This is a genomic window from Streptomyces sp. NPDC056231, assembly GCF_048270745.1.
Lineage (GTDB): Bacteria > Actinomycetota > Actinomycetes > Streptomycetales > Streptomycetaceae > Streptomyces.
Map to the genome: position 1 here is coordinate 25,506 of NZ_JBLVKW010000060.1, position 26,681 is coordinate 52,186.

Below are 26,681 nucleotides of genomic sequence, written 5' to 3' on the forward strand. Positions count from 1 at the left end.
GACGCTGCCCGAAGCCTCCCCGGCCGGCTCACCTCTCGCGCTGTCGGGCCGCCCGCGTCGTTGTCTGCGGTATCGGCCGGCGCCTCGGCCGGAGCAGCGCTGTTTCCCGGCCCGAGCGCAAGGCGTGACAGCGGACGCTCTGAGGACCTTCGTGAGCCGCCCATCCTCGGACCTGGCAGGGCAGATCAGCTCGCTGCAAGTGGTGCCGACCTGGACCAACTGCCTCCTGGACGCGCTACCGGCCGCAACCGGCGCCGCGGCGAGCTCGCGTCCACCGGGCGACGGAAACGATCAAGTACTAACGCAGGCCCGGTAGTCTCCGGTCTGCCACACGAGATGAGGACGTGGCGTGCCCCAGTCAGCCCGCACCAAGGAGAAGGATCCCGAGGGGCGGATGCCGCTCGCGGAGCACCTTCGTGAGCTCCGCAACCGGCTCGCCAAGGCCGTCCTTGCCATCCTGGTCGTCACGATCACCGCGGCCTTCTACTACAAGGGCATCGTAAACTTCTTCACCAGGCCGGTGCTGGACTCGGTCGGCTGCCCGACGTCCTTCGCCGATCTGGCCAAGCAGACCGCGGACACCACCTGCGCGCGAATCACGATCAACGGTCTGCTCGCGCCCTTCACCTTGGCGCTGAAGGTGTCCCTGATGGCCGGCGTCGTGCTGGCCTCGCCGGTATGGCTGTACCAGCTGTGGGCATTCGTTGCCCCCGGCCTGCACAGGCACGAGCGGAAATACGCCTACGCGTTCGTCAGCGCGGGGGTCCCGCTGTTCTTCGGCGGCGCCTTCTTCGCCTACAAGGTGCTGCCCACGACCGCGAAGGTGTTGATCAACTTCACCCCGCACGGGATAACCAACCTGCTGCCGCTGGACGATCTGCTCGACCTCGTCACCCGCATGGTGGTCGTCTTTGGTCTCTCCTTCGAGATGCCGCTGCTGCTGGTGATGCTGAACCTCACCGGAGTGCTGTCCGGCCGGCGGATGCTCGGCTGGTGGCGCGGCATGGTCATGGGGATCGCGGTCTTTTCGGCTGTGGCGACGCCGAGCACGGACCCGCTGACCATGCTGGCGCTGGCCTCACCGATCTGGGTGCTCTATTTCGCCGCTGTTGTCTTTTCGCTTCTCAATGACCGGCGCAAGGCCCGAAAAGAGGCAGAGGGACCCGGCGACGACGAGATCTCCAACCTCGACCTCACCCCGCAGGACATCGGCGAAGTGGAATCGGTGTCCCCCAGCCAGGCCCTGCCCGCGAAGCCGGACGCTGACGACGACCTCGCCGACGGTGCGACCTGACCTGAGGGTGCCTTCAGCAGGGCCGGGGACTGGCACGGCGGCCTGTGAGGGCTCCGTTTCCAGCCCTCGCCCGTCAAACCGTGCATGCGCCTCTCGCGCACCCGGCTTACCGACATCGTTCACCGGCCGGCATGCGCTGCCACCCTGCGTACCTTCCCGGACAGGCGGAACACCCCGAGCCGGTCGAACCGCGCGCCGTCATGGCGCTCGCCCCAACAGCGTCCGGGGATACCGCGCTTGCGATTCCTACATATCAGATATTCCAGACAGGAGTGACCTCACTGGTGGACGCCCTGCCGGTCGGCGGGCGGCCTCATGGCTTGCCCCGGCAGGGCCCGGCGTCCGTGCGGGTGCGGCACGGCGCCACCATGCCGCACCCGGGTCGAGCGTCCGGCCGGGGAAGCCCGCCGTCGCGGCGGGACAGGCGCCGCGTGCCAGCGGACGTTCAGCGCCCAGCCGCGCAACGGGTCGAGCTGGCAGATGTATTCGCTGTAGCCGTGGCGGAGGTAGTAGGCGCCGCCGGTCTGGCACTGCGTCTTGTTGGGGTACCAGGCCACGAACTGCCAGGCCGCCGCTTGCGCGGTGGCCGAGGCGGGCGTGGCGGATGTCGGCGCGGCCACGGCCGGGGTGGCGGCGGCCAGGGCGCCGAGCAGCGCAACGGCACCGGCAGTGGCGGCGAGACGAGCCGTACGGAATCTCATCGGGTTCTTCTTCATGAGACGGAACCAGCGGTGGTGCGCACGACGCGGCGCGAGATACCCGCATCGAAACCTCAACCAAGCTTTGATAAACGTCAGTTGGCGACCCTCCGGTGGTGATGGCGATGAGCGTATGCACGGTACGGGGCACCTGCCAGCGGGATACGAAGTGACTCAGGTCACATTCGCCCTGTCCGCCCCAGGGGTATCCAGCCCAAGCAGGCGGCGAGGACCACGCCACCGGGCCAGGCGCCGCCAGGGCCTCTCGTTCGGATCTTGCTGGGCTCGCGCGCCCCAGCACGCACTCTCGCGGTGTTGCCGTCAGTCGCCGCCGCTCCGCAGGGACGGTGCTGTCACGTTGGCTGACGGAGTGAAATGATCTTCGGGTTGATCGTGCCCAGGGAGGGCTTGTTCGTGTCGGTCGCGTCGCCGTCGTACAAGGGTCACCGGTACCCGATTGAGGCCATCGCGCATTGCGTGTGGCTGCACTTCCGTTTCCCGCTCAGTTTCCGCGAGGTCGAGGAGCTCATGCTCCAGCGCGGCGTGATCGTCTCGCACGAGACGGTGCGCCGCTGGTGCCTGAAGTTCGGCCGGCCCTACGTCGACGGGCTGCGCCGACGCCGCCCCGCGGCCGGCGACAAGTGGCATCTCGACGAGGTCTTCGTCAAGATCAACGGCGAGCGGCAGTACCTGTGGCGGGGCGTCGACCAGTACGGGAACGTGCTGGACGTCCTGGTCCAGTCCCGCCGGGACGCGAAGGCCGCCAAGCGGTTCCTGGCCAAGCTGATGAAGAAGCAGTGCAGCGTGCCCCGGGTACTGGTCACAGACAAGCTGAAGAGCTACCAGGTCGCCCGCCGCGCGCTGATGAGCTCGGTCGGGCACCGCGCCCACAAGGGGCTGAACAACCGGGCCGAGAACTCCCACCAGCCCACCCGCCAGCGCGAACGCGCCATGAAGGGCTTCCGCTCGCCTGGATCCGCGCAACGGTTCCTGTCCGCGTTCAGCGGCATCAGTCCCCACTTCCGCGTCTGCCGCCACCTCCGGACAGCCGCTGAACACCGATTCGAGATGACCCTCCGCTTCACCATCTGGGACCACGTCACCGGCGGCATCGGCCTGCCCGCTGTGGCCTGAACCAGGCATCAAGGCCGCACCTCGGAACACCCCGGCACAGCGTCAGATGATCAAGCACCCGTTAACGTGACAACATCCCCGCGAGGCGGCGTCATCCGGCCCCAGTTGGTGAAGATCAGTAACACGACCACTCCCTACGGGGAATGGGGCCTTCCCAGCTGTCCACGCTGCCCTCGGCCCACTCGCGTGCGACAAGGACCGGGCGCGTGCGGGAGTAGTCGCCGTTCTGCTGGCAGCGCATGACCAAGCCCAGGCCGGGGAGACCGGCTTCCCCGTTCAAGCCGATGCGCAGACCATTCAAACCTTGGGGCATGTCCTCAAGGGACTCCGCCGCCGACTCGATCCACGGGGTGAGCTCGGAGGGCAGGCGGCCCACCAGCCGAGTTTCCTCGTGCAGGACTTGGGGTCCGCGGCAGGCGTCGAAGGCAACTGCGGCCAGCGTCCGGTCGTCACGGGAGTAATAGGTGTCCACGCCCAGGCTGGTGAACTGTACCCACTGGTTTTTCGAGTCGAATGAATAAATCGGTTCGTCCAGGGCGGCGGCAACCTCGTCGACACTCTGCCCGAACCGCAAGGGCCCCACGCACTCGAACGGGACCCAAGTCCACTGCGGACGGTCTGCGTCCGAGAGAATCTCCTGTGCCCACCACATAGACAGCCTCGTTGCTTGCCAAACATATGTGCGACTGAGATCTTGTCACGTCTGCAGCTTGGGGACGACGGGGCAGTCGGCCTACGAGTAGGAGGGGGCCAGACGGCTCCACCCCTGGCCAGTCGAAGTCGCCGCGGACCCGCATCGACCCATTCCTGATCTTCACCGACTGGGGCAAGATGAAGCCGCCTCGCGGGGGCCAGCTGGCGACGTCCCAGCCGCCCTGCGGGCGAATACTGCAAGTCTCGAATATCGACACTCCACCAGTGGCACGCGGACACGGTCGACGCCCTGGTGGTCGGGTTCATGGGGCCGAGGCTCCGGCCGCATCACCTGGCACTCGCGGTGGGGACGAGGGCGGTCCGGTCAAGGTTGTCGGCCCGGCTGGAGCCCGTTCTCGCGGCGCGTATCGGGTCTGTCGGCTGCCGGGGCCAGCCTTCGGGTCGTCAGCTGGACAAGGGGCCGAGTGTGACCCTGGCAGCCCGGTTCTGTGACTGAGCGCCATAGTTGGCCGGTGAGCGTTCTACGTGGCCAGTCTGAGCGTTCGCGGCCGACGAGCGCTTGGCGTGGCGTGATCGCAGTATCCGAGCCGTCGTCTCGGATATCGACGGGATATCCGATGTGATCACCCTCGCCGCTACAGTGCCGCCATGACGACCGCACCTCACCGCAGATTCTCGGCCCGCATCAACCGAGCCGAAGCCGAGTTCGACGGACCGTTTGAGGGCGTGCCCCCGCAGAGCCCCGATGCCCCGAAGCTCGCGCTCCGGGCAGATGCCTGGGCAGCGCACATCGGCGGTGTGCAGGCAGCACGTTGAGCGAAGAACCCGTCTTCATCCGGAGCAAGTTGGGAACCAGCCGGTACGTCTACAACCACCGCAACCCGGTTGGTCTCGCACTCATCATCCTCACGCCGCTTGTCGCGCTCGGCGTGCTGTTCGGTATGCAGGCCGAGTCGACGTGGAGTGAGGGCGAACTCCGCGACGCCGTCCGCAAGGGCGTCCAAGATCTAGGCGGCAAACGGCACTACACAAGCCTGGAGGGCAACCACGGCTTCCTGATCGCGGAGGCGATCCGGGAGAGCGGCATCGGGCCAGGGCACGGCGTCGACACGCGTGAGGAGGAGGGCGGAGGCTACACGGTCAGCACTGAGGACACCGAGACGGAGTACTGCGTCCGCATCACGCTGACCCTGGACGAGCAGCCCCCCGTAGTCTTCCCGGGGGCCGAGGACCGGCCGCCCCCCGACCCGGGGATGCTCGCGTTCTACCTCTCCCACGCAACCTTCAGCAAGGGTTCTTGCCACTGACCTGGTGATCCTTCTGAAGCCCCTGCTGCGGGCGATGGCGCGCATACCGTCGATGTAGCCGCTGGGGGCCGGCGGCGGCCCGATTCTCAGGCGAGGAACAGCACCCCTACCAGCTACTGCTGTTGCTTCGGTGTCAGGAAGCGGCGGCAGTGAGGTGGTAGGTGGTATCGACCCAGAAGCCGTCGCCCGTGTCCGCTTTGATCTCCAGGACGTACTGTCCGGGGGGGCAGGGGCGCCAGAGCCGACCACAGTCCCCAGGCGGCCCGGGGCACCAGTCCTGCGCGGAACCGCGGTGAAGTGTACTCGTGCAGGGTCAGCGGAGCCCCGTTCAGGAACCCGTGGCCTTGGCGACGTGCATCACTGCCGGACGGGACGAGAAGAGGGCGGGACCCTGGGTGTTGGAAACGGGGAAGAAGACCGGACGGCCGGCGGTTAGCGGACGGTCCGAGCGCACGCGGGTGAAGCCCATCGGGCGGCACAGGAATCGAACTCCTAAAGCGGATGTCGCAAGTTCGAATCCTGCCGAGGGCACAGCACTAACTGATCGTTTCAGAATGAGATCTTGGTCTGCACTTTCGGCTGAAATGGTGCTCAGTGGTGCGACGGAACTGCTTGCCCTGCCTGCGCGTTGGCTCGACAGGCTTTTGGAGGGATGACCTTGTCGAGCTTGAGCTTCCCGTCGGCGCGGGCGGTCGGACGCGGGGCGGCCTGGTACCGCGGGGACTGCCATGTCCACTCCGTCCACTCGGACGGGGAACTCACCCCTGAAGAGATAGCCGTTCGGGCGCGCGCCGCCAGGCTCGACTTCATCGCGACGACGGAGCACAACTCAGCCGCGGCCCCCGGTGCATGGGGGCATTTGGCCGCCGATGACTTCTTGATCGTCCTCGGTGAGGAAGTGACCACGAAGACCGGGCACTGGCTCGCGCTCGGCATCAATCCCGGCGAGGTCGTCGACTGGAACCACCAGGTCAGGGACGGATTGGTTGATAAGTGCCTGGACCAGGTCCATCGAGTAGGGGGCCTGTGCGTGGCCGCGCACCCGCATGCGCCCTACCCGTCGGGCGACTTCATGTTCCCCTTCCAGGGCTTCGACGTGGTGGAGGTGTGGAACGGACTGTGGACTTCGGACCGGCCCTGGAATGCTGACAACGAGGCGGCTCTGGCGGAGTGGGGGCGGAGTCTCGCGGCGGACATCCGCACGGGCTCGTGGCGGCCGGCGATGGGCAACAGCGACACCCACTTGGAAGGGCAGATCGGCATCCCTCACACCGTGGTCTTCGCCGAGGAGCTGAGCACCGAGGCGGTCCTGGCCGGAATCCGTGCCGGCCGCAGCTGGATCGCCGAGTCGGCGGACGTGGGCGTGTCGTTGACCGCCAATGCCGATGGTCGCGTTGTCGGGGTGGGAGAACGGCTCCCGACTCATGGTGGGCAGGTGGAAGTGCAGGCATCAATACGAGGTGTGCCGGTCGGGACCGTCAGCTTCCACACCGATCGAGGGAAGGTTCACCGGGCGTCTCTCGCTGCTGACGGGGCGGGCGTGGTGCAGTGGGACACGACGGCGGAGCACTCGGCGTTCGTGCGCATTGAGGTCCGCCATTCCAACGGGCACGTCGCCGCACTCACCAATCCGATCATCCTCAACTGACCGCTCGCTCGGCGGTTCGCGGGAAGCCCGCGCGGGAACCAGCCTGGCACCGCGACGCCCGCGACGCCCGCGACCGTCGCAGCCGCCACAACCCCCGCGGACTCAGGAGGACCCGAGTAGACCCCCGAAAACGTTGCCCCGCACCCGCGGAAGGCACCGCTCCAGCGCGTCGCCGCGCCCGGCGACCACGCTGAAGCCGGTGGGCCGCGTCCGGAGTTCAACGACCCGCAGCCGATCCAGCGCGGACAGCCCGGCGCCCCGGCCCCGCAGCTCCGGGTCGTCGAACAACTCCTCGGGGCGCAGAAACGGCACCGACCGTCCCTGGTCGGCACCGCTCAGGTCGAGCAGCCGACCGCCGCCTCCGGTATTGATCCCGAACGCGCTCAGCCAGTCCGCCTCGGCCGTCGCGAACAGCGGCATGACCATCCAGTCCCCTGCCGTCCCAGGGCGGCGCGCCATGCTGCCACCTGCCTGACCTCGCGCCGCCCCTGGAGCCCGCGACCGCTCGATGCCCGACCTCGTCCAGGCCGTCGGCCGCGCGCTGCGGATGCAGCCCGGCGAGGGCAAGGTCGCATCCCTCGTGGTGCCGGTGCTGCTCGGGCCCGGCGAGACGGCGGACAACATGCTCACCTCCAGGGCGTTCGGCGGGTTGGCGAAGCTGCTGGAGGCGCTCAGGGCGCACGACGCCCGGGTGGTGGAGCAGTTGGCGCAGCAGCAGGCTCCCAGCACCTACAAGCCCGTCCGGAAGGCCGCGCAGGGCCAGGAGAGCCGGGGCGAGGGGGACGCCGGCGGCCCGTCGGCGCCAGCACGGAAGCTGCTGAAGTTCAGCACACCGCGCGACCCGGCGCAGCTGGCCGCGTTCATCAACCCCGAGCACGAGCACTGGCGGCGCGGGGTGGAGGCCGCCGTCATCTTCGCGCGCGAGCACGGTGACCTGAAGGTGCCCTTCACGTACCGCGTGCCCGAGGGTGAAGAGGCGGAAGGGGTCGGGTGGCCGGCCTCGCTCGCCAACTTCCCCCTCGGGCAGTGGATCGCCGACAACCGGCGCTTCTACACCCACGGTGACATGGACGAGGACCGCATCGCGCAGCTGGAGAAACTGGGCCGCTCGCCGCGCAGCCGACCCGCACCAGCGTCCGTTACGCGCTCCTGGCCGCCGTTGCGGCCCTGCTTGTCGACGTCTACCTGTACTGACCAGCCGATCGCCCATGTGGCGGATGGCAGAGCCGCACTGGAGGAGTGGAACGGATCCGAGTGCTCTACGTCTCGATCGGTGCAGGGGCATGTCTGTCCTCGACTGGCAGCTTCAGATGAAGGCTGTACCCGCCGTCAGTTGTGGACTGGGCCGAGATGGTGCCGCCAAGGAGTTCGGCACGTTGGCGCAGGCCCGCGAGGCCGTGCTGGGCGCTAGGCAGGGGGAGCGCGGGTTGGGTGGGGGCTGTGTTGGTGACCGTGGCGTGGATGGCGCCGTCCCTGTGGTGGATGCATACCCTCACCGTTGCGCCGGGGGCGTGCTTGCGGACGTTGGTCAGGGCTTCCTGGACGGTGCGGTAGACGGCGCGTTGGACGGGTGGCGGGAGGCCTTCGGGCAGGTCAGTCTCCAGTTCCGCTTCGATGCCGCTGCCGCCGACCAGTCGCTGCAGGTCGGCGAGGGAAGGCTGGGGGGTGAGTTCCGTGGGGCGGCTGTCGGAGGCGCGCAGCACGCTGACCATGTGCCGTAGTTCGTCCAGGGTCTGCACGCTGAGCCGCCGGATCGTTGCGGCGGCCTTTTTGGTCTCGGCGTCTTGGCTACCCACTTGGAGTGCTCCGGCCTGGACGGCGATGAGGCTGACCTGGTGGGAGACCACGTCGTGCATTTCCCGGGCGAGCTGTGCGCGTTCCTTCGCCAGGATGCTCTGGGCGGTGAGCAGCCGTTTGTGTTCGCGGGCATCGGAGATCTCGGCGAGCCGCAGGGACAGTTCGCGTCGGGCCTGTACGAGTTGGCCCAGGAAGACGGGGGCTACTGAGGTGGCCAGGGTGTAGGTGAGGTGGACCAGGCTGTGGGTCTGGGCGAGGTCGGCGGCCTTCAGGGACGACCACGGCCAGGGCAAGAAGTTGGTGATCGCGTAGGCCAGGGCACAGCCGGCCAGCAGGACGCGGTGGCGGCTGAGTGAGGAGAGCGTGTACAGCGCGGCCAGGGTCGCGAACACCGCGTCGGTGACCATGGCGGTGGGGAGCGTGAGCACGAAGGTCGTCAGCGGCAGGCGGCGACGCAGTGCGAGGGCGAACGCGGCCAGCAGCGCGCAGGCCATGGCCGCATGCTCCTCGACATCGACGTTGCCCCATACATCCGCCAGCGAGGTCGCGACGAGGGCGGCGTCCAGCAGCGGAGCCGGAGGTCGTCGGAGGGTCATCGGGTGTCCTGGTCCTGCGGTGGCGTGAGGAGGCCTGCGCGTTCGGCGATCAGGGCCGCCTGGACGCGACTGCTGACCCGCAGTTTGCTGAAGACGGCACTGACGTGGCCTTTGACGGTGCCGGTGCTCAGGTGCATCCGTTCGCCGATGTCGGTGTTGGCGAGTCCTTCGGCCATGAGTATGAGGACAGCACGCTCGCGCTCGGTCAACCTGGCGGCGAGGCGGGCAGCGGAAGGCTCGTGCGTGCCCTTGTCGAGGTAGCCGTCCACCACCGTGCGGGTGACCTTGGACGAGAGCACGGTCCCACCGTCGGCGAGCGTTCGTACGAGGTGGGGAAGGTGCTCGGGGTCGGTGTCCTTGAGGAGAAATCCGGCGGCGCCCGAGCGCAGGGCTGCCGCCACGTATTCATCGGTGTCGAAGGTGGTGAGCATGGCCACCACCGGAGGGTCCGGCATGCGCCGGAGGTCGGCCAGAATGGTGAGCCCGTCCACGTCGGGCATCCGGATGTCCAGCAGGACGATGTCGGGGTGGAGCTCTCGGGCCGTCTGGACGGCCTGGCCGCCGGGGACCGCCGCCACGACCTCGATGTCGTCCACCGTGTTGAGAATGTGTGTAAAGCCCATGCGGATGAGTGCTTCGTCGTCGACCACCAGTACCCGGATCACGTTCGCTCCGCTCGTCGCATGCCGCCGTTTGATCCGTACCACGCCGGAATCCGTAGGTCCGCCGGGCAGATGCGTTTCGCATCAGCAGGTGACGCGGGTCCAGCCGATCGGCCGGTCAACTCCGGCCGGTCGGCGGGGTGCCTTCGGAAACCTGCCCGGGTGGCTGGGGCGTGCGGTCGGTCAAACCTGAAGGCATGACGCAGAACACAACGCCGACCGTGTCGGGACAGATATCGGGCGAGCTTGAGGCCCATCACTCCCCCGTCTCGAGGTCCGCGCCGTCGACGGGTCGACTGATCGGTATCGATCTGGCCCGCGGGCTCGCGGTCTTCGGCATGTACTCCGCCCATGTCGGCCCCGATGTAACGGTGGGCGGGCCGGTGGGGTTCCTGCTGGAGACTGCGCGCGGCCGCTCCTCCGCACTCTTCGCATTGCTCGCCGGTTTCTCGCTGATCATCATCACAGGCCGTCCTCATCCCCGGACGGGGCGCTCCGGCCGCCAGGCGGTGGTCAGGGTCGTGATCCGCGCCGTCCTCCTGGCAACCCTCGGCTACGCCCTGACCGCCCTGGACACCCAGGTCGACGTGATCCTCAGCTTCTACGGGCTGCTCTTCCTGGCCGCCCTCCCGCTGTACCGGTTGCAGGCAAGGACCCTCGCGCTCATCGCCGCCGCGGGTGCGCTGATCCTTCCCCTAGTCCTGTACGTGATAAGGACATCGATCGAGGAAGGAAACTGGGCCGACGCCATCACTGAACGGGACCCGCTGGCCTGGATCAGCGGCACGGACGGCATCGTTGAGCTGCTGTTCACGGGAGAGTATCCGGTTCTCACGTGGATGCCCTTCCTGATAGCGGGTATGGCGGTGGCCCGACTCGACCTCACACGTACCGGCATCCGGTCCTGGCTGGCCCTCACCGGCGGGGCACTCGCCCTCCTCGGCTACGGCGGCTCCTGGGTGGCTCTGCGCCTGGTGCCCCACGCTCTTTCCGCCGTCGCAGTCGCCACGGATGGCGGTTCGGCGTCGTCTGCGTGGTGGTCCGACAGAGTCGGCGAACCCGAGCACCACACGCCGCTCGCCTGGCTGCTGGTGGCGGCACCACATAGCCAGACAACCTTCTCCATTTTCGGCAACACGGGTATCGCCCTCGCGGTGGTGGCCGCGTGCCTGACCGTCGCCGACCGGCTGCCGCGCCTCACGCGCCTGGCCACACCCGTTGCTGCAGTCGGCATGACAGCGCTGACCGTCTACGTCCTGCACATCGTCGCCCTCTGGTTCTTCACCGACGTCTGGCACCTGGCCGCGATCGAGGACGAGACCATGTCCGCCCTGCCCGTACTCCTGGGCTTCATCGCGACCGCCACACTTCTGGCGACCGCCTGGACCCGTCTGTTCCGGCGTGGCCCCCTGGAGTACCTGCTCCACATCGCTACCCGGCCCGCCCAGCGCATCAAGTGAGACTGGTCGGTTACGCAGGCGGCGAGCAGGGGCTGGCCAACGGGTGAATTCGCCCGTATTCGGCGCCCGAGCCCCGAACCGTGCCGCGCCGCGTCATGAGGGGACCGTGACTCCTCCCCCTCGTAAACGAGGGGGCTTCTCGCTATGCCGGTTGGGCTTCGCGACGGACCAGCCCGGCCCGTAGGACGTTCAGGGCGCCCACCGTGTCCGCGTGTGCCTGGTGGCCGCACGAGACGCAGTGGAACTTCTCCTGGGTGGGCCGGTTCTCCTTGACGGTGTGCCCGCACCGAGGGCACCGCCGGGAGGTGTTGCGGGGGTCCACGGCCATCACTTCCCGTCCGGCGCATTCTGCCTTGGCGGTGAGGATCGTCAGGAACACCCCCCATCCGGCATCAGCGATCGAACGGTTCAGCCCGGCCTTGACGGCGGCCCCGTTGGGCAGGAAGCCGCCCGGCGTCGCGGGATCCGGCTTCGGGGCCGGGGCCTTGCTCATGTTGCGGACCCTTAAGGCTTCGTGCGCGATGAAATCGTGGTCACGCACCAGGTTCAACGCGGTCTTGTGCGCGTGGTCCAGGCGTTGGCGGCGGACCTTGCGGTGCAGCCGCGCCACCACCTCCACGGCCTTGCGGCGACGCTTGCTGCCGCGCTTGCACCGGGCGAGGGCCCGCTGGGCCTCTTCGAGCCTGGCGGCGGCCTTCGCCCCGTGACGGGGGTTGGGCACGAACTCGCCGCCCGAGTCGGCGAGGAAGTTCGCGATGCCCATGTCGATGCCGACCACGCTGCCGGTCGCGGGAAGCGGGTCGGGCGCAGTCTGCCCGGCGGTGAGGATGACGTACCAGCGCCGCCCTTCACGCTTGACGCTGACCGTCTTGACCTTGCCGACCACCGGCCGGTGCCGGTGCACCTTGACGTGCCCCACGCCCTGGAGGCGGACGCGGGTGACGGGATCATGCGGAGTCGAGTCCCAGCGGCAGCCGTCGCCGTCCTTCGGGAAGTCCACGGTGTCGAACCGCTTGCCCGAACGAAAACGCGGATACCCCGGCGCCTGTTCGGCCTTCACCCGGCGGAAGAACGCCGCGAACGCCTTGTCCAGCCGCCGCAACGTCGCCTGCTGCGAAGAGAACGACCAACGGCCCTGACGCTCCAGGTCGAACGCCCGGATGTCCTTGAGCTGCGCGGACTGCTGCCCGTACCGAACCGTCGTCCTCGAGCCGTGCCGATAGGCGTCACGGCGCTCCTGCAACGCTCCGTTGTAGAGCGAGCAGTGATCACGCAGCATCTCGGCGAGCGCGATCGCCTGGCCCGCAGTGGGCCGCATGAGGAACTTGTACGCACGGATCATCCGGCCCACCCCCCTTCGGCAGTCGTGATCAACATAGTGCAGGCCACTGACAACGCAGCGAACTTTGGCGCTTCGCGCCTCCGGGCCGAGGATGCGTTTCCCTCCCCGGCTGAAGCCGGGGATACCCACGCAAGATCACGGATGGGCAACGCCTCCTCTTCTCTGAGCAGCGCGGGCGCTTCAGCCGTCCGCGCGCTGGTGCATGCCCTGGCCTGTGTGGCGCTGGCGGTAGGCGTGCATCACGCCACGGCAGACTCCCGGCTTCTCGATGCCCGCGGTACTGGCCGCAGCGGTGGCCGTGGCCCTGCCGGCGGCATGGGCGCTTCGCCCCCGGGCGGGTGCCGGGGCGCGGGCCGTACTCGCCGCCGCTTGCGGGGCCCTGCCGGTATGGCTGGAGGCGACCGGTACGTCGGTGCCCGCCGACCACTTGGACGATCATCTGCGGCTGCCGCCGGTATGGCACCACAACATGCTGCTGACGGCCGCGCTGAACATGCTCGCCGCGCACGTGTTGATCGCACTGCTACGGGGCGCAGGCCGCGTTCCCGCCCGGCTGGGCTCTGCGCTCAGCGCACTGGTGCGCCCCGGGTGGCGGCACCTGCTGGGCCTGGTCGCACTGCTGCTGTGCTCAACCCGCCCATTCACTGCGCCCGCCCCGACGGGCCGCCGGCACCGCCATGAGGCGCTTCTGCCGGTCCCCCATCGGCTGACGGCCCTGCTGTACCTCGGCCAGCCCTGCGCCCCCTGAACGACCGCTCCACACCCCGGCCTTCCCTTCTCCTTTCCTGACGCGCTCGTACCGCGGACGGTGTATTGCCCGACCGGGCGCGCCGCCCGTGCTCGGGTGCGCACCATCGTGGAGCCATTTCCGTGTCCGACTGCTTTATCTTCGCCGCCGATGACCCCCATCAGCCTTATCAGGACAGCGGTGGGCTGATCGAGGTGCTGACCTCGACCCAGTTCGTCGCCGCCGCCATCGTCAGTGTCATCGCCGTATGCCTGCTGGTGTGGCAGATCGTGTCCAGGCGGCGAGAGCGTTCCTCCCAGCAACCAGCCGTGCCTCGCGACGACGACCAGTGATTAAAAAGGGGGGCGTCGCCGGCCCGAACCTGACCGACGACACCCCCTTACCAGTGCTTGCTGCCCCGGCCCCATGGCGGCGCCGGCCCCAACCACGTCGAGCGGCGCCGTGCCCCGCCCGGCTTCGGCACGGCACACAAGGGCGTTTCTGCACGGGCGGGCGTGGACGGCGCATACGGAGGGGCCGAAGGCGGGCAGCGCCGGGTCCGCCCGCCGGGCGGCCTTCTTGCCCTCCGGCGTCTTCAGCAACGCCACCACCTTCGCGGCCTGCGGGCGCCGTCGCGGGGGACCGTGCTGCGCGGGATCGCAAGGACCCGCTCGCGGCGCCGCGGGAGGCCGCCGTCTGCACTACGACCAGGAACACCACGCCCGCTCCCAGGCCGAAGCCCGCCGCACCGCACTCCCGAGCGGATCAGGACGCGTTTGCCCCGTCTGCATGGCCCCGGTGCTCACGTCGGAAGGCGGCCGGGGGTGTGCCGCAGGCGGAGGTGAACGCCGTGTAGAACCGGCTGACCGAACCGAAGCCAGCTGCTGACGCCACGTCATTGACCGGCAGATCGGTGGTGACCAGCAGTCGGCGAGCCTCGGCAAGGCGGCACTGCGTCAGGTAGTCGCTCACCGTCGTGCGCACAACCTTGCGGAACTGGGTCATCGCGTAGTTCGGGTGCAGCTGCGCGGCGCCGGCGATGTCGGCGACGGTGAGGGGTTCGCGGAAGTGTTCGGCGATGTACCGCACCATGGCGAAGACCCGACGCAGCGCCGGGTCACCTCCGGTGTACCGGCGCACCGGTTCTCCCAGGGTCGCCAGGGCGAGTCGGCGGAGCCTGGCTTCGACTTCGAGCATCGCGATCCGGTGGCGTTCGGGCTGGTCGCTGGTGAAGTCGGCGGCCCACTGGGCGAAGTTCGCGGGATCGGTCTGCACGGCGGCCGAGGGCGCGGAGACCAGGGGCATGCCGGACAGGAGGCGACTGACCAGGGAGTCGGGCAGCCCCCAGCCCAGGAACGTCGCGAAGGGCACGTAGACCCAGTGGACGCGGGTCGCCGAGTTCGCCACGAGCTGGTGCGGCACCGCAGCCCAGAAGGCAGCCACGCTTCCCGGGCCGACCTCGACGGGCACGCCGCCGAACAGGTAGAGCATCGTGCCGCCCTCGGCCACCAGGTTGATCTCCAGGTCGTCGTGCTGATGCGCGGCGCCCATGAGCTCCGGTCGGCCTGTCCATCCCGTGAGGCTCGGCGGTACGGCGTGAGGCAGGATCTGAGAATCCAAGAAGTTCTCGCTCTCATCAATGAAGACTTGGCAAATCGTAGGCCCCTATCGTCGGAGAGATCCACAAGGCCGCCCAGGGCTGATGCCTGCCACGGCACCGGCCACAAGTCTGTGGGGCGGGACCGGATCGTTGTTCTGATTCCACGATGAGGAGTTCTCTGTGTTCTCTCTCGGCATTGTCGGTGCCGGCCAGTTCTCCGGCCAGTTCGCCAAGCTGTTCCTGGCCCACCCCGGAGTGCGGGACGTGTACGTCACCGATCTGCTCCCCGAGCGGGCCGAGCAACTGGCCGCCGCCGAAGGCCTCACCGGGACCTTCCCGTCGTACGAGGCGATGCTGGAGTCCGAGGCCGTCGACGCGGTCGCGATCTTCACCCAGCGCTGGACCCACGGCCCGCTGGTCGTGCAGGGCCTGAACGCCGGCAAGCACGTCTACTCCGCCGTCCCCATGGCGATCAGCACGGAGGAGATCGCGGCGATCATCGACGCGGTCAAGGCGACCGGTCTGACGTACATGATGGGCGAGACCAGCCAGTACAACCCGGCGACCGTGCACGCCCGCAACCAGATCGCCAAGGGCGCGTTCGGCCGGATCTTCTACGCCGAGGGCGACTACGTCCACGACATGGACCTCGGCTTCTACGAGGCCTACCAGTACAGCGGCGGCGACAACTGGAAGGCCACCGCCAGCTATCCGCCGCTGCTCTACCCGACGCACGCGGTGGGCGGCGTCCTCGGCGCCTGGCAGACGCACGCGGTGAGCGTGTCCGCGATCGGCGTGACCGACGACCGGGGCGACGGCGTCTTCGACCGGTCGGTGAGCCAGTTCGACAACGACGTGTCGAACGCGACGGCGCTGTTCGAGGTGGCGGGCGGCGGCTCGTTCCGCACCAACGAGTTCCGGCGGGTGGGCTACCCCTCGCACATCCGCGAATCACGCTTCCGCTTCTTCGGCACCGAGGCGAGCATGGAGCAGCTCGCCACCGTCGCGCACTGGCAGGACAAGAACGGGATCGAGGACATCAGCGAGCTGCTGGAGCCCAAGCCCACCATGTCCCCCGACGACCCCTCGCTCCAGCACATCGCGCCGGACCTGCGGGCCGCGTTCACCTCGGGCTCCGCACCGGTGCACGACCGCTCCCGGCTGCCGCGCGAGTTCGACGAGCTGCACAACGGCCACGAGGGCAGCCACCACTTCCTGGTGGACGACTTCGTGACCGCCGTCAACTCCCGGACCCTGCCGTCGGTCAACGCCTGGGTCGCGGCCCGCTACACCCTGCCGGGCATCATCGCGCACGAGTCCGCGCGGCAGGGCGGCGTCCGGCTGGCGATCCCGGACTTCGGCGACGCGCCAACGGCGTGAGACCCAGGGGGGCCGGGAGCGCCGCTGCCGGACCCCGCACGACAGCGGGACCTGCCACCTTGTCCCTTCCTTCCTGGGCAGGACGGAGCTGCCCGCAGTCGGCGTACGGGACCTGCCGACATACTGAAAAGGATGAACCAGATGTACGACCAGCAGACGAGCCGGCTGCGGGCCAACCAGGTGACGAACAACCCGCCCGCTCGCGCGCCGGGCCCCCCACCCCACCCGGCACGGAGAGTGAATCAGCAGCGCCCAGGCCGACCCTGAAGGCGCCAGCATCCTGAAGCTTCCGGGACGACGCTGTGGTCACCGCCCTCCCGGAAGCCACGGCGCCCACGACCAGCGGGCGGGCGACCTTCACCAGCTGTACCGCCGACCGGTCGTGGTTTCTCAGCCCGACTGCGAGATGCCCTGCACGAGCTGGGTCAGGACGCTCAGAATTCCCTGACCGAGGTCTGTCGGGGCAATCAGCACCCCGAGGGCCAGCACGATGACCACGGTGAACTTCTCGTCCAGTCGGCTCCTGGCCTGTGTCCGACGGCGCAGCCGCAGGACAACAATGACTGCGAGCAGTACCGCCACGTTGATCGTCAGCACTCGACCAGTCCTCCAGTCGCAGGCAGGCTCCACTCTCAACCATCTGGTGTAGCCCGAACTGGCCTGCTGAGTAACGAAGTTGTTCACGGTTGGCGATAGGAACTCCCTCTCTGGCTGAATCAGACAGACATGAGCCGAGTCCAGATGCGAGGTGGAATTTCTACATCACATCCGTGGCAAGCGCTCGCCCGAAGCCAGACCGCCCGCCACATTGTGACGACTGCAGGGGAAGGCCGGTCGTCGACCTCCCCCTACCCCTGTGCGTTCGTGGACAGTCAGTTCAGGCGCAGTGCCTCGCTGATCGTCGTGAAGAGGAGGCGGCGGAACTGATCTACGGCCGGGGCCCCGAGGGCGTGGGGTCAGTGCCGCCCACAGCTCGATTCAGGCCGGTCAGGCGGGACAGCGCCGCAAACCGTCATCGGTGCCGGGCCAGTGAGCGCGCACGGCGTCGATTCCTGCCGCCGCACGACGGAGCGCAGGGTGAACGCGACGATGATGGCGTCGTCCGCGTAGCCGATGACCGGCAGGACGTCGGGGATGAGGTCAATCGGCAGCGCCAGGTAGATCATCAGCAGCCCGAGCGGGCAAGGACGGTGCGGCCTCCGGCTCCCGGACCTGGCGGCGGAGCTCGTCGTGAATGCGGCGTCGCGTCGGCATCGGCCGACGCGGTGCCAGCGGCCGTCGCCACCGACGGCAACGAGCCCGACGGCCGAGCGACCACCCCGGGCCGTCCCGCCCCGATTGGCGCCCCAGCGCCTCGATGACCGGCCGGGCCGATGCCTGGTCCTGCCCCGGTACAGCAGTGAAGACAGAGGATGCTGATGTCTTGTCATGCACGCTGCCGGGGATCAGACTGGGCCGACAGACCGTGATCGCTGCAATCGTTCTTGTCGGAGGGGACCGGGGGGATCCCTCCCATCGACCGGAAAGCGAGAGCACATGCGTCGACGCACGATCCTGGCCGGGATGGCAGGCCTCGGGGTGGGGACGGTTCTCCAGCCGTCGGCCTACGCGGAACCGCAGTCGCGGCCCAACGGGCCGTGGATCCAGCCGGAACAAACAGTCCAGAAGGCCGCGTTGACGGCGAACTCCGAACTCGGCCCCAAACTCCAGAGCATCGCGGCCCGTTCGAAGGGCAGGATGGCCGTGGAGGTGGCCGGTCACTCGGCCGGCGGTTGGCCCATCCATCTCATACGGTTCGGCGAGCCCGCCGCCGGCAAGCTCCCCGTACTGATCCAGACCCAGATCCACGGCGGTGAACCTCTCGGCACCGAGGTCGCGCTGCATCTGATGCAGACGCTCGCCACCAGCTCGCATCCGACCGTCAAGGCGGTCCTCGACCGGCTCGCGGTCTGGTTCATCCCGCGGCTCAACATGGACGGTGCCGACTTCCGGGACGCCGACGGCTTCCTCGTACAGCGGCGGCAGAACACCCAGCGCTGGACACCGCAGGAATGGGGACTCGCGGCGGGCACACCGGCGCCGTGGTATCTGCCCCGTACGCTGCTGGAGCCCGGCCGGGTCTCCGGCTACGACATCAACCGCGACTTCCACCCGGATCTGACGTTCCGGCTGAAGCCTGGCGACGAAGGCCTGTTGCCCGGACGCTCCGAGCTGCCGGGCTTCTTCGTAACGCCCGAGGCGCGCACCTCCGCGGCGGTCTTCCAGCGGATGCGGCCGAAGGTCTTCATCGACCACCACCACCGCGGCAGCAACACGCAGTCCGACACGGACAACCAGCTCACCACGCTCCAACTGGTCGGCATCGTCACCAAGGGCACCGCCGGATATCCGCTCGACCCGGCCGCCCGCGACCTGGGCTACCGGGTCAATGTGCTCGTCTGGGACACCCTGCGCGCCCTGGGCCAGTCGGGCTTCGGAGGCATCACCCGCTACCCCGACGTCGAACTGCCGGGCACCGCGCTCGGATCCTACGCACTCAACGGCGCCGGAATCATGCTCTACGAGACGCGCTCGGTGGCCCAGAAGTCCATGGGCATGCTGATCCGCCAGTCGCTCATCGGGATGAGCACCACGCTCGAGAGCCTCGCCACCGGTGACATCCAGAACGTCGACCCGGCCCGCTACTACGACATTCCGCCGGCCGGCCCGTCCATCGGCAATCCGCGCGACGTCCTGTGAGGGAGGCACCCATGATCGGACGACGCACACTGCTCGGGGCCGCCGGCGTGCTGGCTGCCGGACTGGCCGGCGTCTCCACCGCCTCGGCGGACCCGGCGCATCTGCCGGGCGGGCCCTGCATCCAGCCGGACCAGAACGTCAGCCTGGCCAGCGTCGCGGGATACGACGACGTGGTCCGGCAGCTCGACCGTATCGCCCGGACCTCGCACGGACTCGTCAATGTCGGAACGGCCGGTCTGTCGGGCGAGGGACGCAAGCTGCTGTACGCCACCGTCGGCACTGGGCCGACCGTCTTCTGGCTGCAGGCCCGTATCCACGGCAACGAACTGCACAGCACCGAGGCCGTCCTCCAGATCCTCGGGCACCTGGCGAGCGGCGACCCGGCCGCCCGCCTCATCCGCGAGAAACTCACCGTCGTCGTCCTCCCCATGTACAACCCGGACGGCGCTGAGGCCAACATCCGCCAGAGCACCACCCCGACCCGTACCGACCTCAACCGTGACTGGGAGAACTTCGTCCAGCCGGAGTCGGTCGCCTACTGGAAGCTGTGGCGCCGGACCGCCCCGCAATTGAGCCTCGACCTGCACCACATGGATCAGGCCCCGGTGGTCGCGGGAACGAACGACCTCAACCAGTTCCAGATCGGCGCCCGTTCCATCGCCCCGTCCCGGATGACAGCCGAACAGTGGCTCACCAACCGGCAGATGGCCATGGCCAGCGTCGACGCGCTGGACCACTACGGCCTGGCCAATGTCGCCCACTACCCGCTCATCGACATCACCAATGCCGTCTTCAGCCGCATGCTCATGGGTGGCACGGCCCCCGCCGGCGAACAGCCGGTGCTGCACACGCCGACCAAGGGCGCGATCTTCTACGAGGTCCGCTCGGTCGGCCAGAAGAGCAACGGCCAGCTGGAACGGCTCTTCACCATCCCCACGATGGCGGTTCTCACGGCAGCCGCCGACGGCTCCCTCGGCTCGTACGACGTCTCAGGCTACGGAAGCCTTCCGTTCGCCGTGCAGGAGCAGTGCGGCGGCAGCTGACGACTGCCGGACGCGGGTGGGCCTCGCCCCACGGCGCGGGGCCCACCGCACTAGTGCCGCAGCGGCCATGCCGGCCACGATGCTGCTGACCTTGGCGTCCTCCGACGCACCCGCGCCGTTCGTCGTCCCGGTCAGCTTCACCTTCTGCGTCACCAGATCCGACAGCCCACACCGTTCGGCCAGCCGCAACCGAGTGATCAAGTTCGACGCACGATTCGACGCCGGCCGTTAAAGATCAAGCTAGGTTCGACCGAGCGGCGTCCCCCGCTGATCAAGAGATCTGCCGGCTCAAGGCAGTCTCTGACCATGATGTCGCGGGACCGTGCCGCGCTTGGCGGCCACCATGGTGGCGATCCGACAGAGCGCGCCGTACTTGATGTGGGGGTCGGTCAGGAGCTGCACTGTGCCCGCAGTCAGCAGTCAGTGCAGTTGTGACCGGGGGCGCCGTGCCACCCCAATCGTCCTCAGGGTGCGCGTCCCGTTGAGTCATGTCTACGCTGGGACTGGTGGCCTGTTGACGCATGCGCAGGACAGTGCAGACGGCACCCCTGCCAAGTCAGCCACACCAGGTTTGTCATGACCACTCACGGACCTCCACCCAGAGGGAAGAGGCATCGATATGAGTGCATACTACCTCCGCACCACCGCCGCAACGGTGACCGCTGTAGTGGCTCTCCCACTTTCACTCGGAGCGTTCGCCCCGCAGGCGTTCGCCGACAGCGCTGCATCCAGACCATCGAGCACACCGAGCCCGTTCGGCCCGGGATGCTCCTCCCTGCCGCACAGCGGCAAGGGCAGTACCGCCGCCATGGCCAAGGAACGCGTGGCCACAGCGGCGGCCAACAACCCGAAACTGACAAAACTGGCACTTGCGTTGAAGGACGCTGGCCTCACCACCAAGCTCAATCAAGCGAAGCACGTCACGGTCTTCGCTCCCACGAACGCGGCCTTCAACAAGATTCCCAGAACACAGATGGTCGACCTGCTCAGGAACAAGGAGCAGCTGAAGAAGGCCCTGAAGTACCACGTCGTGGACAAGACGATCAATCCCAGCCAGCTTCCCAACGGAAGCTTCAAGACGCTGGAGGGCTCCACGCTCAAGACCTCCGGATCCGGCACGTCGTTCAAGGTCAACGACACCGCCAAGATCGTCTGTGGGGACGTCAGGACGGCCAACGCCACCGTGTACCTCATCGACACAGTCCTCACGCCTCCATCCTAAAGAGGGGCCCTGACCTCGGACTTTGGACACCGTAGGACACTGGATCTTGAGGATCTGGGAGAACTGAGCCCCTGTGGGGGTGAAGGGCCGGAGTTCAAGGCGGACGCGGTCGCGCCGCGCTGTACCTTTCACGGCCGGAACGACGATCAAGTCGGTCGCGGCTGATCTGGGGGTCAACGCTGAGACGCTGGCCATCGGTCGGGGTTCGGCTGAGGCTGGTCCCATGAAGCTGATGGTTGATTGGGCGCGTGATCGCGAAGGATGGCGTGAGGCGCTCAAGTGGGTTCCCAAGCCACTGTGACGACAGCCACTCATTGATGGCTGCGACCAGCACCGTGGCCTCGTAGCGGACTGCGAGCTTGTCGTACCTCGTGCCGGCGAACCCGTACTTCTTCTTCCAGTACGCGCTGAGGTCCGGCTTCTGGACGAGCCCCAATTCCTCGGCCGCTTTACGGAACTCTTTGTTGGGAAAGGGTGGTGGTCCGGGGCGGGCTGACTGATGATCTTCGTCTATGGATATGACTTGGGCACGTGTGCGTGTGGTGGTTCCCGTCGTTCTGGTGGCGGGGGCTGTTCTGGGGGCTTTGGGCCCGGTGTTGACGCGGCAGAGGTCGGATGGCGGGAGAGAGGCTGTCGGCGGAGCGGCGGGGCATGTTGTGCACTTGGTGGCGAGCGCGGGGTGGTCCTGGGCGGCTTTCGCGTTCGCGATCGGGTTGGTGTGCCGGTCATGGAAGCGGGCGGTGTGGTTGGCACCGGCCTCGCTGGTGGTGGCGGTGGCTGCGTACTACCTGGTGAAGATGGGGCAGGGCGAGTTTCGGGTCTTCGACATGGCGGCAGGGAGCCAGCAGGTGGAGTCGTTGCCCATCGACTGGGCCGGCTTCATCGGGAACGCGATGGTGTGGTGGGTGGCGGCCTGTATCTTCGGCCCGCTGCTGGGGTGGGCCGGAACCCTGGCGCGCCAGCCGCATCTGCGCGGACTCGCTTTCCGTCTGATGGTTCCGTTGATCGCGATCGTCGACATGAACGTGCGCCTGCCCGGAAACCCCGAACTCGACGGAGCCGTCGCCACCGGCACCTGGACCGTCGTACGGATCGCGGCCGTCGTCGCCTGTGTACTCCTGACGGCCTGGGCTCTCCACACCAGCATCCGCGCGCGCCGGATCACCCGGACCTGAACGGGCAGTTCGTATGAACGCGGCCGCAGAACTTGCGATGACAGCGGGCTCCCGGGCCAGCCAGCCGTGCGGGCCAGAGACCAGCGTGGGGGAACAGCGGAGCAGTCCCGTCTCATTTGATCTAGCTCCGGTTCGTCTCTCTGACCAGGCGTGATGCAGTGTGCAGTGAGATGCGCCGTTGTCCGTGTCTCACAATGCCGTGTCCGCCGAGCGTAGATGGCGGACTGTGTCTCAATTCATCGTGTCTGCGAGACCTGCGATCGGCGTTGTCGGCAGGATGTAGCAGGATGATCTGCTGCCCACTGCTGACAGCAAGTTGATCGGAGCCATGGATGACCTCCGAACTGGAAGATTCGGCGCCGCCGCAGCCGGCCACGAGGAGAGGCACCCCCTCCTCTGTCAGGACAACGCTTGCAGGCGCGTTCATCGTCGCTCTGGGCATATGCGCGGTCCTGCCGATCCGGCCGGAGGTGCCGGTTCGGACGGCGATCGTTGGCCTGGTCGCGGTCGCGCTGATCGTCGGTGCCTGTGTCCTGCGATCGGCGGCGGCGATCCGCGCGGCGGTGTTCATCGGTCCGCTCTTCGGCCTTTTCGCGGTTGGGATTCTCGGCGGGTGGCCGCCCGCGGTCACCACGGTTCTGGTATGTGCGCTTCCCTTGGCATGCTTGCTGTTCGCCGGTCGCCGTCCTGCGTTGAGACCGGTGGTTCCGTGGCTGGCGCGCGGTTCGTTGACGCCCGGGGCCCCGTGGCTGGGTGTGGCAACTGTGGTGCTCAGTGCGGCGGCGCTCACGGCCTGGGCACTCGTTGTGCGGCCCGAGCCACCGGAATACATGAGTGAGCTGCAACGGCTCCCGCTCTGGCTCGCGATCTTGGGCATCGTGGCGTTCGCCCTGGTCAATCCGGTGTGGGAGGAGATGCTTTTCCGGGGGGTGCTGCTGACCGAACTGGCCTCGGTCTGGGGCGTCAGGGCCGCGGTAGTGCTGCAAGCTGTGCTGTTCGGAGCCGCGCATTTCGCGGGATTCCCGTCCGGACCCGTCGGCATGATGATGGCGGCGGCCTGGGGGTTCGTCATGGGCGTCATGCGCGTGCGCAGTGGCGGCATCCTGATCACCTACTTGGTGCACGTGACCGCCAACGCAGTCATCGGAACGCTGGCCGTGTTGATCCTGCGATGAGCCCGGCTGTCACTTCACCGCTTTGAGTGTGATGTAGCAGTGCATGGTTGCGGGTGCGGCATTGAAAGTGCGGGCGATCTTCGGGACCGGGGTGCCGGAGTCGTAGAGCTGTTGCGCCTGTTCGATCTGTTCCGGGGTGAACCGTGGGGGCCGCCCGCCGGTCTTGCCGCGGGCGCGGGCAGCGGCCAGGCCGTCGTTGGTGGCCGCGCGTACGAACTCGTGGTGCAGGCTGGCGAAGACGGACATCATGCCGAAGAAGTCGAGCTGACGAACACGATCCAGTGAGACTCGCCGCGTCGCGTCAGCCCGTACAGACACCGCCGAGTGAGACCAGTAGCGAATCCGACCAGACGCCGTGAGAAAGAGACAGAGTCGCGTGAGACGGAATCAGTGACTTATTTTTTTTCAGCCTCCTCTCGACTGATGTCCAACAACCGATCGGTTGCCTCAGGTCTCTGACGCTTGAACTATCCGCCGCACCTTGAGCCCTCCCAGCAGGCGGGCAACAAGCTCGTCTGGCGTCCCAGCGGGCGGGCTCCGGCTTGCTTCCCCTGGTGCTCCGCCCCTCGTACGGATGGCCTCGTCCGTGTCGCCGCTGTCGGCCGGTGGCCCGCCTGCCCAGACACGTAACAAAGCCCTACTAGCCGTGCATCGCGGTGCTGTAGACGTACAGGGCGATCACACCGGCGACGCAGGCGAGGATCACCCATGAACCGAAACTGGTGTGTTTCCCACTGCCTTTGGCCCGCGCGGCCTTCCCGGTGCGACTGGACCGCCCGCGCGCTGCCCGTCCCGGCACGACCAGCGCCGCATCGGCCGCCGCATCGGCGAGCAGGCGACGACAGGTCGCGGCGAGCACACCTGTACCGGCGGAAAGGGGCACCACGGCCTCCGAACGCGCCGGAGCGGTGGTGCCGCCGTCCAGGATGCGCCCCGCGCGTACGAGGACCTCGTCCCGGCCGCCCGTCGGAGCGAGGCTGATCCACCGCCGTACATGCTCACCCCGGATGACCACACCGCCGGCCCGCTCCCGGTACACAGTGTGTTCCCGCCACAAGATCTCCGCCAACTCCACGGCCGTGTCTCTCAGTTGTGCGCTCACAACCCCTCCCCCTCCACCTCGCGGCGAATCGAACAAGCATCGCACTCTAGCGGTAGGCGCAGAGCGGGGGTCCAGCAGTCCCCCCAGCGGCCGCGCCCGCCCCCGGGCACGGATCCAGGGCCTGTTGCGAAAGTGGATCAAGGTCAGGGATCATCACCAGCTGTGGGACGTGGTGATCTGACAAACGACCAGTGGGAGCGTCTGGAGCCGCTGCTGCCGGCGGGGAAGAAGCCAGGCCACCCTCGGACTTGGACGCATCGGCAGCTGATCGACGGCATAAGGTGGCGCACCAGGACCGGTGCGCCGCGGCAAGATCTCCCGGAGTGCTACGGGCCGCAGGACCGGGCCGACGACCTGTTTCGGCGATGGCAGCGCAACGGCACCTGGAATCAGATCTTCGAGCGGCTACAGGCCGAATCCGACGCAAAAGGCCCGATCACATGGGACGTTAGCGTGGATTCCACGATCTCGCGGGCCCATCAGCACGCTGCCGGAGCGCGTAGGGGGGACCTGCAGAAGGAGCCTCCCGGGGGCATCGACAGCGAGCCCGACGACCACGGCCTCGGGCGCTCGCGTGGCGGCCTAACCACCAAGCTGCACCTGACGGTCGAGCCGGGGCAGAAACCACTGTCCCTGCTCGTCACCGCCGACCAGCGACACGCCAGTCCCCAGTTCCAGCCGGTCCTGGACGGTATCCGTGTGCCCCAAACCGGACCGGGCCGACCGCGCACGGAACCGGATAAGGTCCGCGCGGACAGGGCATACGGCTCCCGCGCAAACCGCGCCTACCTGCGCAGACGAGGCGTGCGGTGCACCATTCCGGAGAAGACCGACCAGGTCCGCAACCGCAAGAAGCTCGGTTCTCGGGGCGGCCGCCCGCCGAAGTTCGACAAGGACGACTATAAGGAGCGCCACGCCGTCGAGTGCGGGATCAACCGCCTGAAGCGCCACCGCGCGGTCGCCACGAGGTATGACAGGCTCGCCGTCCGTTATCACGCGACCGTGGTGGTCGCAGCCATCAACGAATGGCTGCGACCAGTGGGGCCGCGACAACCCCTACTCGCTGGCTGGCTGTGGCTCACCGGGGTATCGATCCAAGCCCGCCTTCCAGCGGCGTTGTCGCTCGAGCCAGTGCACGTAGCGCGGTGAGGCGTCACGGAGATCGATGCTGAGTGGGTAAGGGTCGAACTCGTCAGCGAGCAGCTTGCGGAGAAATTCGACCATGCCGCAGGGGAACAGGGTGAAGTCGTCTCGGGTGTGGCGGCCGCAGACCAGGACAGGCCACCGGTCAGGGTCGGGATCGGTAGTCAGCCAGCAGAGGATGTCTGGGCCAGCGGTGATGCCCCAGGCGAGGATATGGTCCGGGTTGCTGTCCAGGCCTTCCTGGCCGTCCAGCATCTCCCAGGTGTAGCGGGCGTTCTCCGTCTCCTCCTCGAACGTCCCGGGATCCCACTGGATGTACTCCTTCGGCAGGGGCATGAGGATGCATACGTCCGCGAACGAGCCGGCACCGTACACGGACATGAAGGCCATGTAGTCCCGCGGGAGCCGCGTACCCCACCGCGCTTCCGCGGCCGACCAGTCGATCTCCTCGTCAGCGCCAAGATCTGGGGGAAGGATCTTGGCCAGTGCTGTGATGCCTGTTGGGTCTTCCATGGCAATCCCTTCAATCAGGTCGCCGAGCGCCTACGAGAATGCACTGACAACCAGCACAGCGGATTCTGACCTTCCCCTCGTAGCGTAGAGGCCGTGACTGCAGGGGAAGTTGGGGGTCATGGGAGAGAAGCGACGGAAGTTCGACGCGGAGTTCCGTGAGGGGGCTGTGCGGATCGTCTCCGAGACCGGTCGGCCGATCGCGCAGGTCGCGAAGGACCTGGGGATCAACGAGACCACCCTGAGCACCTGGGTGTCGAGGGCGAAGAAGGC

The 26,681-nt window shown here is 67.8% G+C and carries 27 protein-coding genes and 2 pseudogenes; 17 read left to right on the forward strand and 12 right to left on the reverse strand.

Annotation, left to right across the window (positions count from 1 at the left end):
- Positions 1 to 394: 394 nt before the first annotated feature.
- The gene (tatC, locus tag ACNPQM_RS32425) at positions 395 to 1,294 is read left to right on the forward strand and encodes a twin-arginine translocase subunit TatC (protein ID WP_418086770.1); all 900 of its coding nucleotides are present in this window, start codon (positions 395 to 397) and stop codon (positions 1,292 to 1,294) included.
- A 278-nt stretch (positions 1,295 to 1,572) separates the two neighbouring features.
- Here tatC and ACNPQM_RS32430 read toward each other — a convergent pair whose 3' ends face one another.
- Positions 1,573 to 1,995, reverse strand: a complete 423-nt coding sequence (locus tag ACNPQM_RS32430) for a hypothetical protein (RefSeq protein WP_418086753.1) — start codon at positions 1,993 to 1,995, stop codon at positions 1,573 to 1,575.
- Positions 1,996 to 2,367: 372 nt separating this feature from the next.
- On the opposite strand from ACNPQM_RS32430, the gene ACNPQM_RS32435 reads away from it, so the two are divergent.
- On the forward strand, positions 2,368 to 3,126 hold the full coding sequence (locus ACNPQM_RS32435; protein WP_418086754.1) for an IS6 family transposase: 759 nt from the start codon (positions 2,368 to 2,370) through the stop codon (positions 3,124 to 3,126).
- A gap of 115 nt (positions 3,127 to 3,241) precedes the next feature.
- On the opposite strand, the gene ACNPQM_RS32440 is transcribed toward ACNPQM_RS32435, so the two are convergent.
- On the reverse strand, positions 3,242 to 3,709 hold the full coding sequence (locus ACNPQM_RS32440) for a hypothetical protein (protein WP_418086755.1): 468 nt from the start codon (positions 3,707 to 3,709) through the stop codon (positions 3,242 to 3,244).
- A 719-nt stretch (positions 3,710 to 4,428) separates the two neighbouring features.
- On the opposite strand from ACNPQM_RS32440, the gene ACNPQM_RS32445 reads away from it, so the two are divergent.
- From ACNPQM_RS32445 to ACNPQM_RS32455, 3 genes are all read left to right on the forward strand, one after another.
- Entirely contained in the window at positions 4,429 to 4,596 is a 168-nt protein-coding gene (locus tag ACNPQM_RS32445) for a hypothetical protein (RefSeq protein WP_189282502.1), read from the forward strand.
- Positions 4,593 to 5,087, forward strand: coding sequence for a hypothetical protein (locus tag ACNPQM_RS32450; RefSeq protein WP_365694732.1), 495 nt, complete (start codon positions 4,593 to 4,595; stop codon positions 5,085 to 5,087). The genes ACNPQM_RS32445 and ACNPQM_RS32450 overlap by 4 nt, the downstream gene beginning before the upstream one ends.
- A 667-nt stretch (positions 5,088 to 5,754) precedes the next feature.
- On the forward strand, positions 5,755 to 6,735 hold the full coding sequence (locus ACNPQM_RS32455; RefSeq protein ID WP_418086756.1) for a CehA/McbA family metallohydrolase: 981 nt from the start codon (positions 5,755 to 5,757) through the stop codon (positions 6,733 to 6,735).
- Between the two features lie 102 nt (positions 6,736 to 6,837).
- Here ACNPQM_RS32455 and ACNPQM_RS32460 read toward each other — a convergent pair whose 3' ends face one another.
- Positions 6,838 to 7,194, reverse strand: a complete 357-nt coding sequence (locus ACNPQM_RS32460) for a hypothetical protein (RefSeq protein WP_418086757.1) — start codon at positions 7,192 to 7,194, stop codon at positions 6,838 to 6,840.
- Between the two features lie 163 nt (positions 7,195 to 7,357).
- On the opposite strand from ACNPQM_RS32460, the pseudogene ACNPQM_RS32465 reads away from it, so the two are divergent.
- Positions 7,358 to 7,828: pseudogene (locus ACNPQM_RS32465) on the forward strand (helicase associated domain-containing protein); the annotation flags it as partial.
- Positions 7,829 to 7,994: 166 nt separating this feature from the next.
- Here the strand turns inward: ACNPQM_RS32465 and ACNPQM_RS32470 are convergent.
- The gene (locus ACNPQM_RS32470; RefSeq protein WP_418086758.1) at positions 7,995 to 9,128 is read right to left on the reverse strand and encodes a sensor histidine kinase; all 1,134 of its coding nucleotides are present in this window, start codon (positions 9,126 to 9,128) and stop codon (positions 7,995 to 7,997) included.
- Complete coding sequence (locus ACNPQM_RS32475; RefSeq protein WP_358861507.1) at positions 9,125 to 9,793, reverse strand: response regulator transcription factor; 669 nt, start codon at positions 9,791 to 9,793, stop codon at positions 9,125 to 9,127. Before ACNPQM_RS32475 ends, ACNPQM_RS32470 begins: the two co-directional genes overlap by 4 nt.
- A gap of 194 nt (positions 9,794 to 9,987) precedes the next feature.
- On the opposite strand from ACNPQM_RS32475, the gene ACNPQM_RS32480 reads away from it, so the two are divergent.
- Positions 9,988 to 11,250, forward strand: a complete 1,263-nt coding sequence (locus tag ACNPQM_RS32480) for a DUF418 domain-containing protein (RefSeq protein ID WP_418086759.1) — start codon at positions 9,988 to 9,990, stop codon at positions 11,248 to 11,250.
- Between the two features lie 142 nt (positions 11,251 to 11,392).
- Here the strand turns inward: ACNPQM_RS32480 and ACNPQM_RS32485 are convergent, their stop codons facing one another.
- A complete protein-coding gene (locus tag ACNPQM_RS32485; RefSeq protein WP_418086760.1) occupies positions 11,393 to 12,592 on the reverse strand; it encodes an RNA-guided endonuclease InsQ/TnpB family protein in 1,200 nt (399 codons plus the stop codon).
- Positions 12,593 to 12,860: 268 nt separating this feature from the next.
- Between ACNPQM_RS32485 and ACNPQM_RS32490 the strand changes: the two genes are divergently transcribed.
- Both ACNPQM_RS32490 and ACNPQM_RS32495 read left to right on the forward strand, forming a co-directional pair.
- Positions 12,861 to 13,340: a hypothetical protein gene (locus ACNPQM_RS32490; RefSeq protein ID WP_418086761.1), complete on the forward strand. Its 480-nt coding sequence runs from the start codon at positions 12,861 to 12,863 to the stop codon at positions 13,338 to 13,340.
- Positions 13,341 to 13,462: 122 nt separating this feature from the next.
- Positions 13,463 to 13,672, forward strand: coding sequence for a hypothetical protein (locus tag ACNPQM_RS32495; protein ID WP_358861504.1), 210 nt, complete (start codon positions 13,463 to 13,465; stop codon positions 13,670 to 13,672).
- A 412-nt stretch (positions 13,673 to 14,084) separates the two neighbouring features.
- Here the strand turns inward: ACNPQM_RS32495 and ACNPQM_RS32500 are convergent, their stop codons facing one another.
- Complete coding sequence (locus ACNPQM_RS32500) at positions 14,085 to 14,870, reverse strand: helix-turn-helix domain-containing protein (RefSeq protein ID WP_418086762.1); 786 nt, start codon at positions 14,868 to 14,870, stop codon at positions 14,085 to 14,087.
- A gap of 229 nt (positions 14,871 to 15,099) precedes the next feature.
- Between ACNPQM_RS32500 and ACNPQM_RS32505 the strand changes: the two genes are divergently transcribed.
- Positions 15,100 to 16,299, forward strand: a complete 1,200-nt coding sequence (locus ACNPQM_RS32505; RefSeq protein WP_358861502.1) for a Gfo/Idh/MocA family protein — start codon at positions 15,100 to 15,102, stop codon at positions 16,297 to 16,299.
- Between the two features lie 390 nt (positions 16,300 to 16,689).
- On the opposite strand, the gene ACNPQM_RS32510 is transcribed toward ACNPQM_RS32505, so the two are convergent.
- Positions 16,690 to 16,896 (reverse strand): hypothetical protein, encoded by a 207-nt coding sequence (locus ACNPQM_RS32510; protein WP_358861501.1) that lies wholly within the window; start codon positions 16,894 to 16,896, stop codon positions 16,690 to 16,692.
- A gap of 359 nt (positions 16,897 to 17,255) precedes the next feature.
- A complete protein-coding gene (locus ACNPQM_RS32515) occupies positions 17,256 to 17,465 on the reverse strand; it encodes a YkvA family protein (protein ID WP_358861500.1) in 210 nt (69 codons plus the stop codon).
- Between the two features lie 370 nt (positions 17,466 to 17,835).
- On the opposite strand from ACNPQM_RS32515, the gene ACNPQM_RS32520 reads away from it, so the two are divergent.
- The 5 genes from ACNPQM_RS32520 (at position 17,836) to ACNPQM_RS32540 (ending at position 23,653) form a co-directional block, all read left to right on the forward strand.
- Positions 17,836 to 19,038, forward strand: a complete 1,203-nt coding sequence (locus ACNPQM_RS32520) for a M14 family zinc carboxypeptidase (RefSeq protein ID WP_418086763.1) — start codon at positions 17,836 to 17,838, stop codon at positions 19,036 to 19,038.
- 11 nt (positions 19,039 to 19,049) lie between these two features.
- Positions 19,050 to 20,081: a M14 family zinc carboxypeptidase gene (locus ACNPQM_RS32525; protein ID WP_418086764.1), complete on the forward strand. Its 1,032-nt coding sequence runs from the start codon at positions 19,050 to 19,052 to the stop codon at positions 20,079 to 20,081.
- Positions 20,082 to 20,700: 619 nt separating this feature from the next.
- Positions 20,701 to 21,303: a fasciclin domain-containing protein gene (locus ACNPQM_RS32530; protein ID WP_358861496.1), complete on the forward strand. Its 603-nt coding sequence runs from the start codon at positions 20,701 to 20,703 to the stop codon at positions 21,301 to 21,303.
- A 740-nt stretch (positions 21,304 to 22,043) separates the two neighbouring features.
- Positions 22,044 to 22,478, forward strand: coding sequence for a hypothetical protein (locus ACNPQM_RS32535; RefSeq protein ID WP_418086765.1), 435 nt, complete (start codon positions 22,044 to 22,046; stop codon positions 22,476 to 22,478).
- A 332-nt stretch (positions 22,479 to 22,810) separates the two neighbouring features.
- Complete coding sequence (locus ACNPQM_RS32540; protein ID WP_418086766.1) at positions 22,811 to 23,653, forward strand: CPBP family intramembrane glutamic endopeptidase; 843 nt, start codon at positions 22,811 to 22,813, stop codon at positions 23,651 to 23,653.
- Positions 23,654 to 23,662: 9 nt separating this feature from the next.
- On the opposite strand, the gene ACNPQM_RS32545 is transcribed toward ACNPQM_RS32540, so the two are convergent.
- Together ACNPQM_RS32545 and ACNPQM_RS32550 are read right to left on the reverse strand one after the other, a co-directional pair.
- Positions 23,663 to 23,902: a helix-turn-helix domain-containing protein gene (locus tag ACNPQM_RS32545; protein ID WP_418086767.1), complete on the reverse strand. Its 240-nt coding sequence runs from the start codon at positions 23,900 to 23,902 to the stop codon at positions 23,663 to 23,665.
- A gap of 391 nt (positions 23,903 to 24,293) precedes the next feature.
- The gene (locus ACNPQM_RS32550; protein ID WP_418086768.1) at positions 24,294 to 24,755 is read right to left on the reverse strand and encodes a hypothetical protein; all 462 of its coding nucleotides are present in this window, start codon (positions 24,753 to 24,755) and stop codon (positions 24,294 to 24,296) included.
- A 162-nt stretch (positions 24,756 to 24,917) separates the two neighbouring features.
- On the opposite strand from ACNPQM_RS32550, the pseudogene ACNPQM_RS32555 reads away from it, so the two are divergent.
- Positions 24,918 to 25,790, forward strand: a pseudogene (locus ACNPQM_RS32555) (IS5 family transposase); the annotation flags it as partial.
- A gap of 21 nt (positions 25,791 to 25,811) precedes the next feature.
- Here ACNPQM_RS32555 and ACNPQM_RS32560 read toward each other — a convergent pair.
- Positions 25,812 to 26,411: an SMI1/KNR4 family protein gene (locus ACNPQM_RS32560; protein ID WP_418086769.1), complete on the reverse strand. Its 600-nt coding sequence runs from the start codon at positions 26,409 to 26,411 to the stop codon at positions 25,812 to 25,814.
- Positions 26,412 to 26,529: 118 nt separating this feature from the next.
- Between ACNPQM_RS32560 and ACNPQM_RS32565 the strand changes: the two genes are divergently transcribed.
- On the forward strand, positions 26,530 to 26,681 hold a 152-nt coding region (locus ACNPQM_RS32565), incomplete at its 3' end, for a transposase (RefSeq protein WP_418086771.1).

Excerpts from the sequence above, each read along its gene's own strand:
- ACNPQM_RS32520 (WP_418086763.1), top strand. The coding sequence starts at position 17,836 with ATGCGTCGACGCACGATCCTGGCCGGGATGGCAGGCCTCGGGGTGGGG.
- ACNPQM_RS32540 (WP_418086766.1), top strand. The coding sequence starts at position 22,811 with ATGACCTCCGAACTGGAAGATTCGGCGCCGCCGCAGCCGGCCACGAGG.
- ACNPQM_RS32525 (WP_418086764.1), top strand. The coding sequence starts at position 19,050 with ATGATCGGACGACGCACACTGCTCGGGGCCGCCGGCGTGCTGGCTGCC.
- ACNPQM_RS32515 (WP_358861500.1), bottom strand. The coding sequence starts at position 17,465 with ATGATCTACCTGGCGCTGCCGATTGACCTCATCCCCGACGTCCTGCCG.
- ACNPQM_RS32470 (WP_418086758.1), bottom strand. The coding sequence starts at position 9,128 with ATGACCCTCCGACGACCTCCGGCTCCGCTGCTGGACGCCGCCCTCGTC.
- ACNPQM_RS32445 (WP_189282502.1), top strand. The coding sequence starts at position 4,429 with ATGACGACCGCACCTCACCGCAGATTCTCGGCCCGCATCAACCGAGCC.
- ACNPQM_RS32560 (WP_418086769.1), bottom strand. The coding sequence starts at position 26,411 with ATGGAAGACCCAACAGGCATCACAGCACTGGCCAAGATCCTTCCCCCA.
- ACNPQM_RS32490 (WP_418086761.1), top strand. The coding sequence starts at position 12,861 with ATGCCCGCGGTACTGGCCGCAGCGGTGGCCGTGGCCCTGCCGGCGGCA.
- ACNPQM_RS32460 (WP_418086757.1), bottom strand. The coding sequence starts at position 7,194 with ATGGCGCGCCGCCCTGGGACGGCAGGGGACTGGATGGTCATGCCGCTG.
- tatC (WP_418086770.1), top strand. The coding sequence starts at position 395 with ATGCCGCTCGCGGAGCACCTTCGTGAGCTCCGCAACCGGCTCGCCAAG.
- ACNPQM_RS32435 (WP_418086754.1), top strand. The coding sequence starts at position 2,368 with ATGATCTTCGGGTTGATCGTGCCCAGGGAGGGCTTGTTCGTGTCGGTC.
- ACNPQM_RS32530 (WP_358861496.1), top strand. The coding sequence starts at position 20,701 with ATGAGTGCATACTACCTCCGCACCACCGCCGCAACGGTGACCGCTGTA.
- ACNPQM_RS32545 (WP_418086767.1), bottom strand. The coding sequence starts at position 23,902 with ATGATGTCCGTCTTCGCCAGCCTGCACCACGAGTTCGTACGCGCGGCC.
- ACNPQM_RS32500 (WP_418086762.1), bottom strand. The coding sequence starts at position 14,870 with ATGGGCGCCGCGCATCAGCACGACGACCTGGAGATCAACCTGGTGGCC.
- ACNPQM_RS32480 (WP_418086759.1), top strand. The coding sequence starts at position 9,988 with ATGACGCAGAACACAACGCCGACCGTGTCGGGACAGATATCGGGCGAG.
- ACNPQM_RS32430 (WP_418086753.1), bottom strand. The coding sequence starts at position 1,995 with ATGAGATTCCGTACGGCTCGTCTCGCCGCCACTGCCGGTGCCGTTGCG.
- ACNPQM_RS32485 (WP_418086760.1), bottom strand. The coding sequence starts at position 12,592 with ATGATCCGTGCGTACAAGTTCCTCATGCGGCCCACTGCGGGCCAGGCG.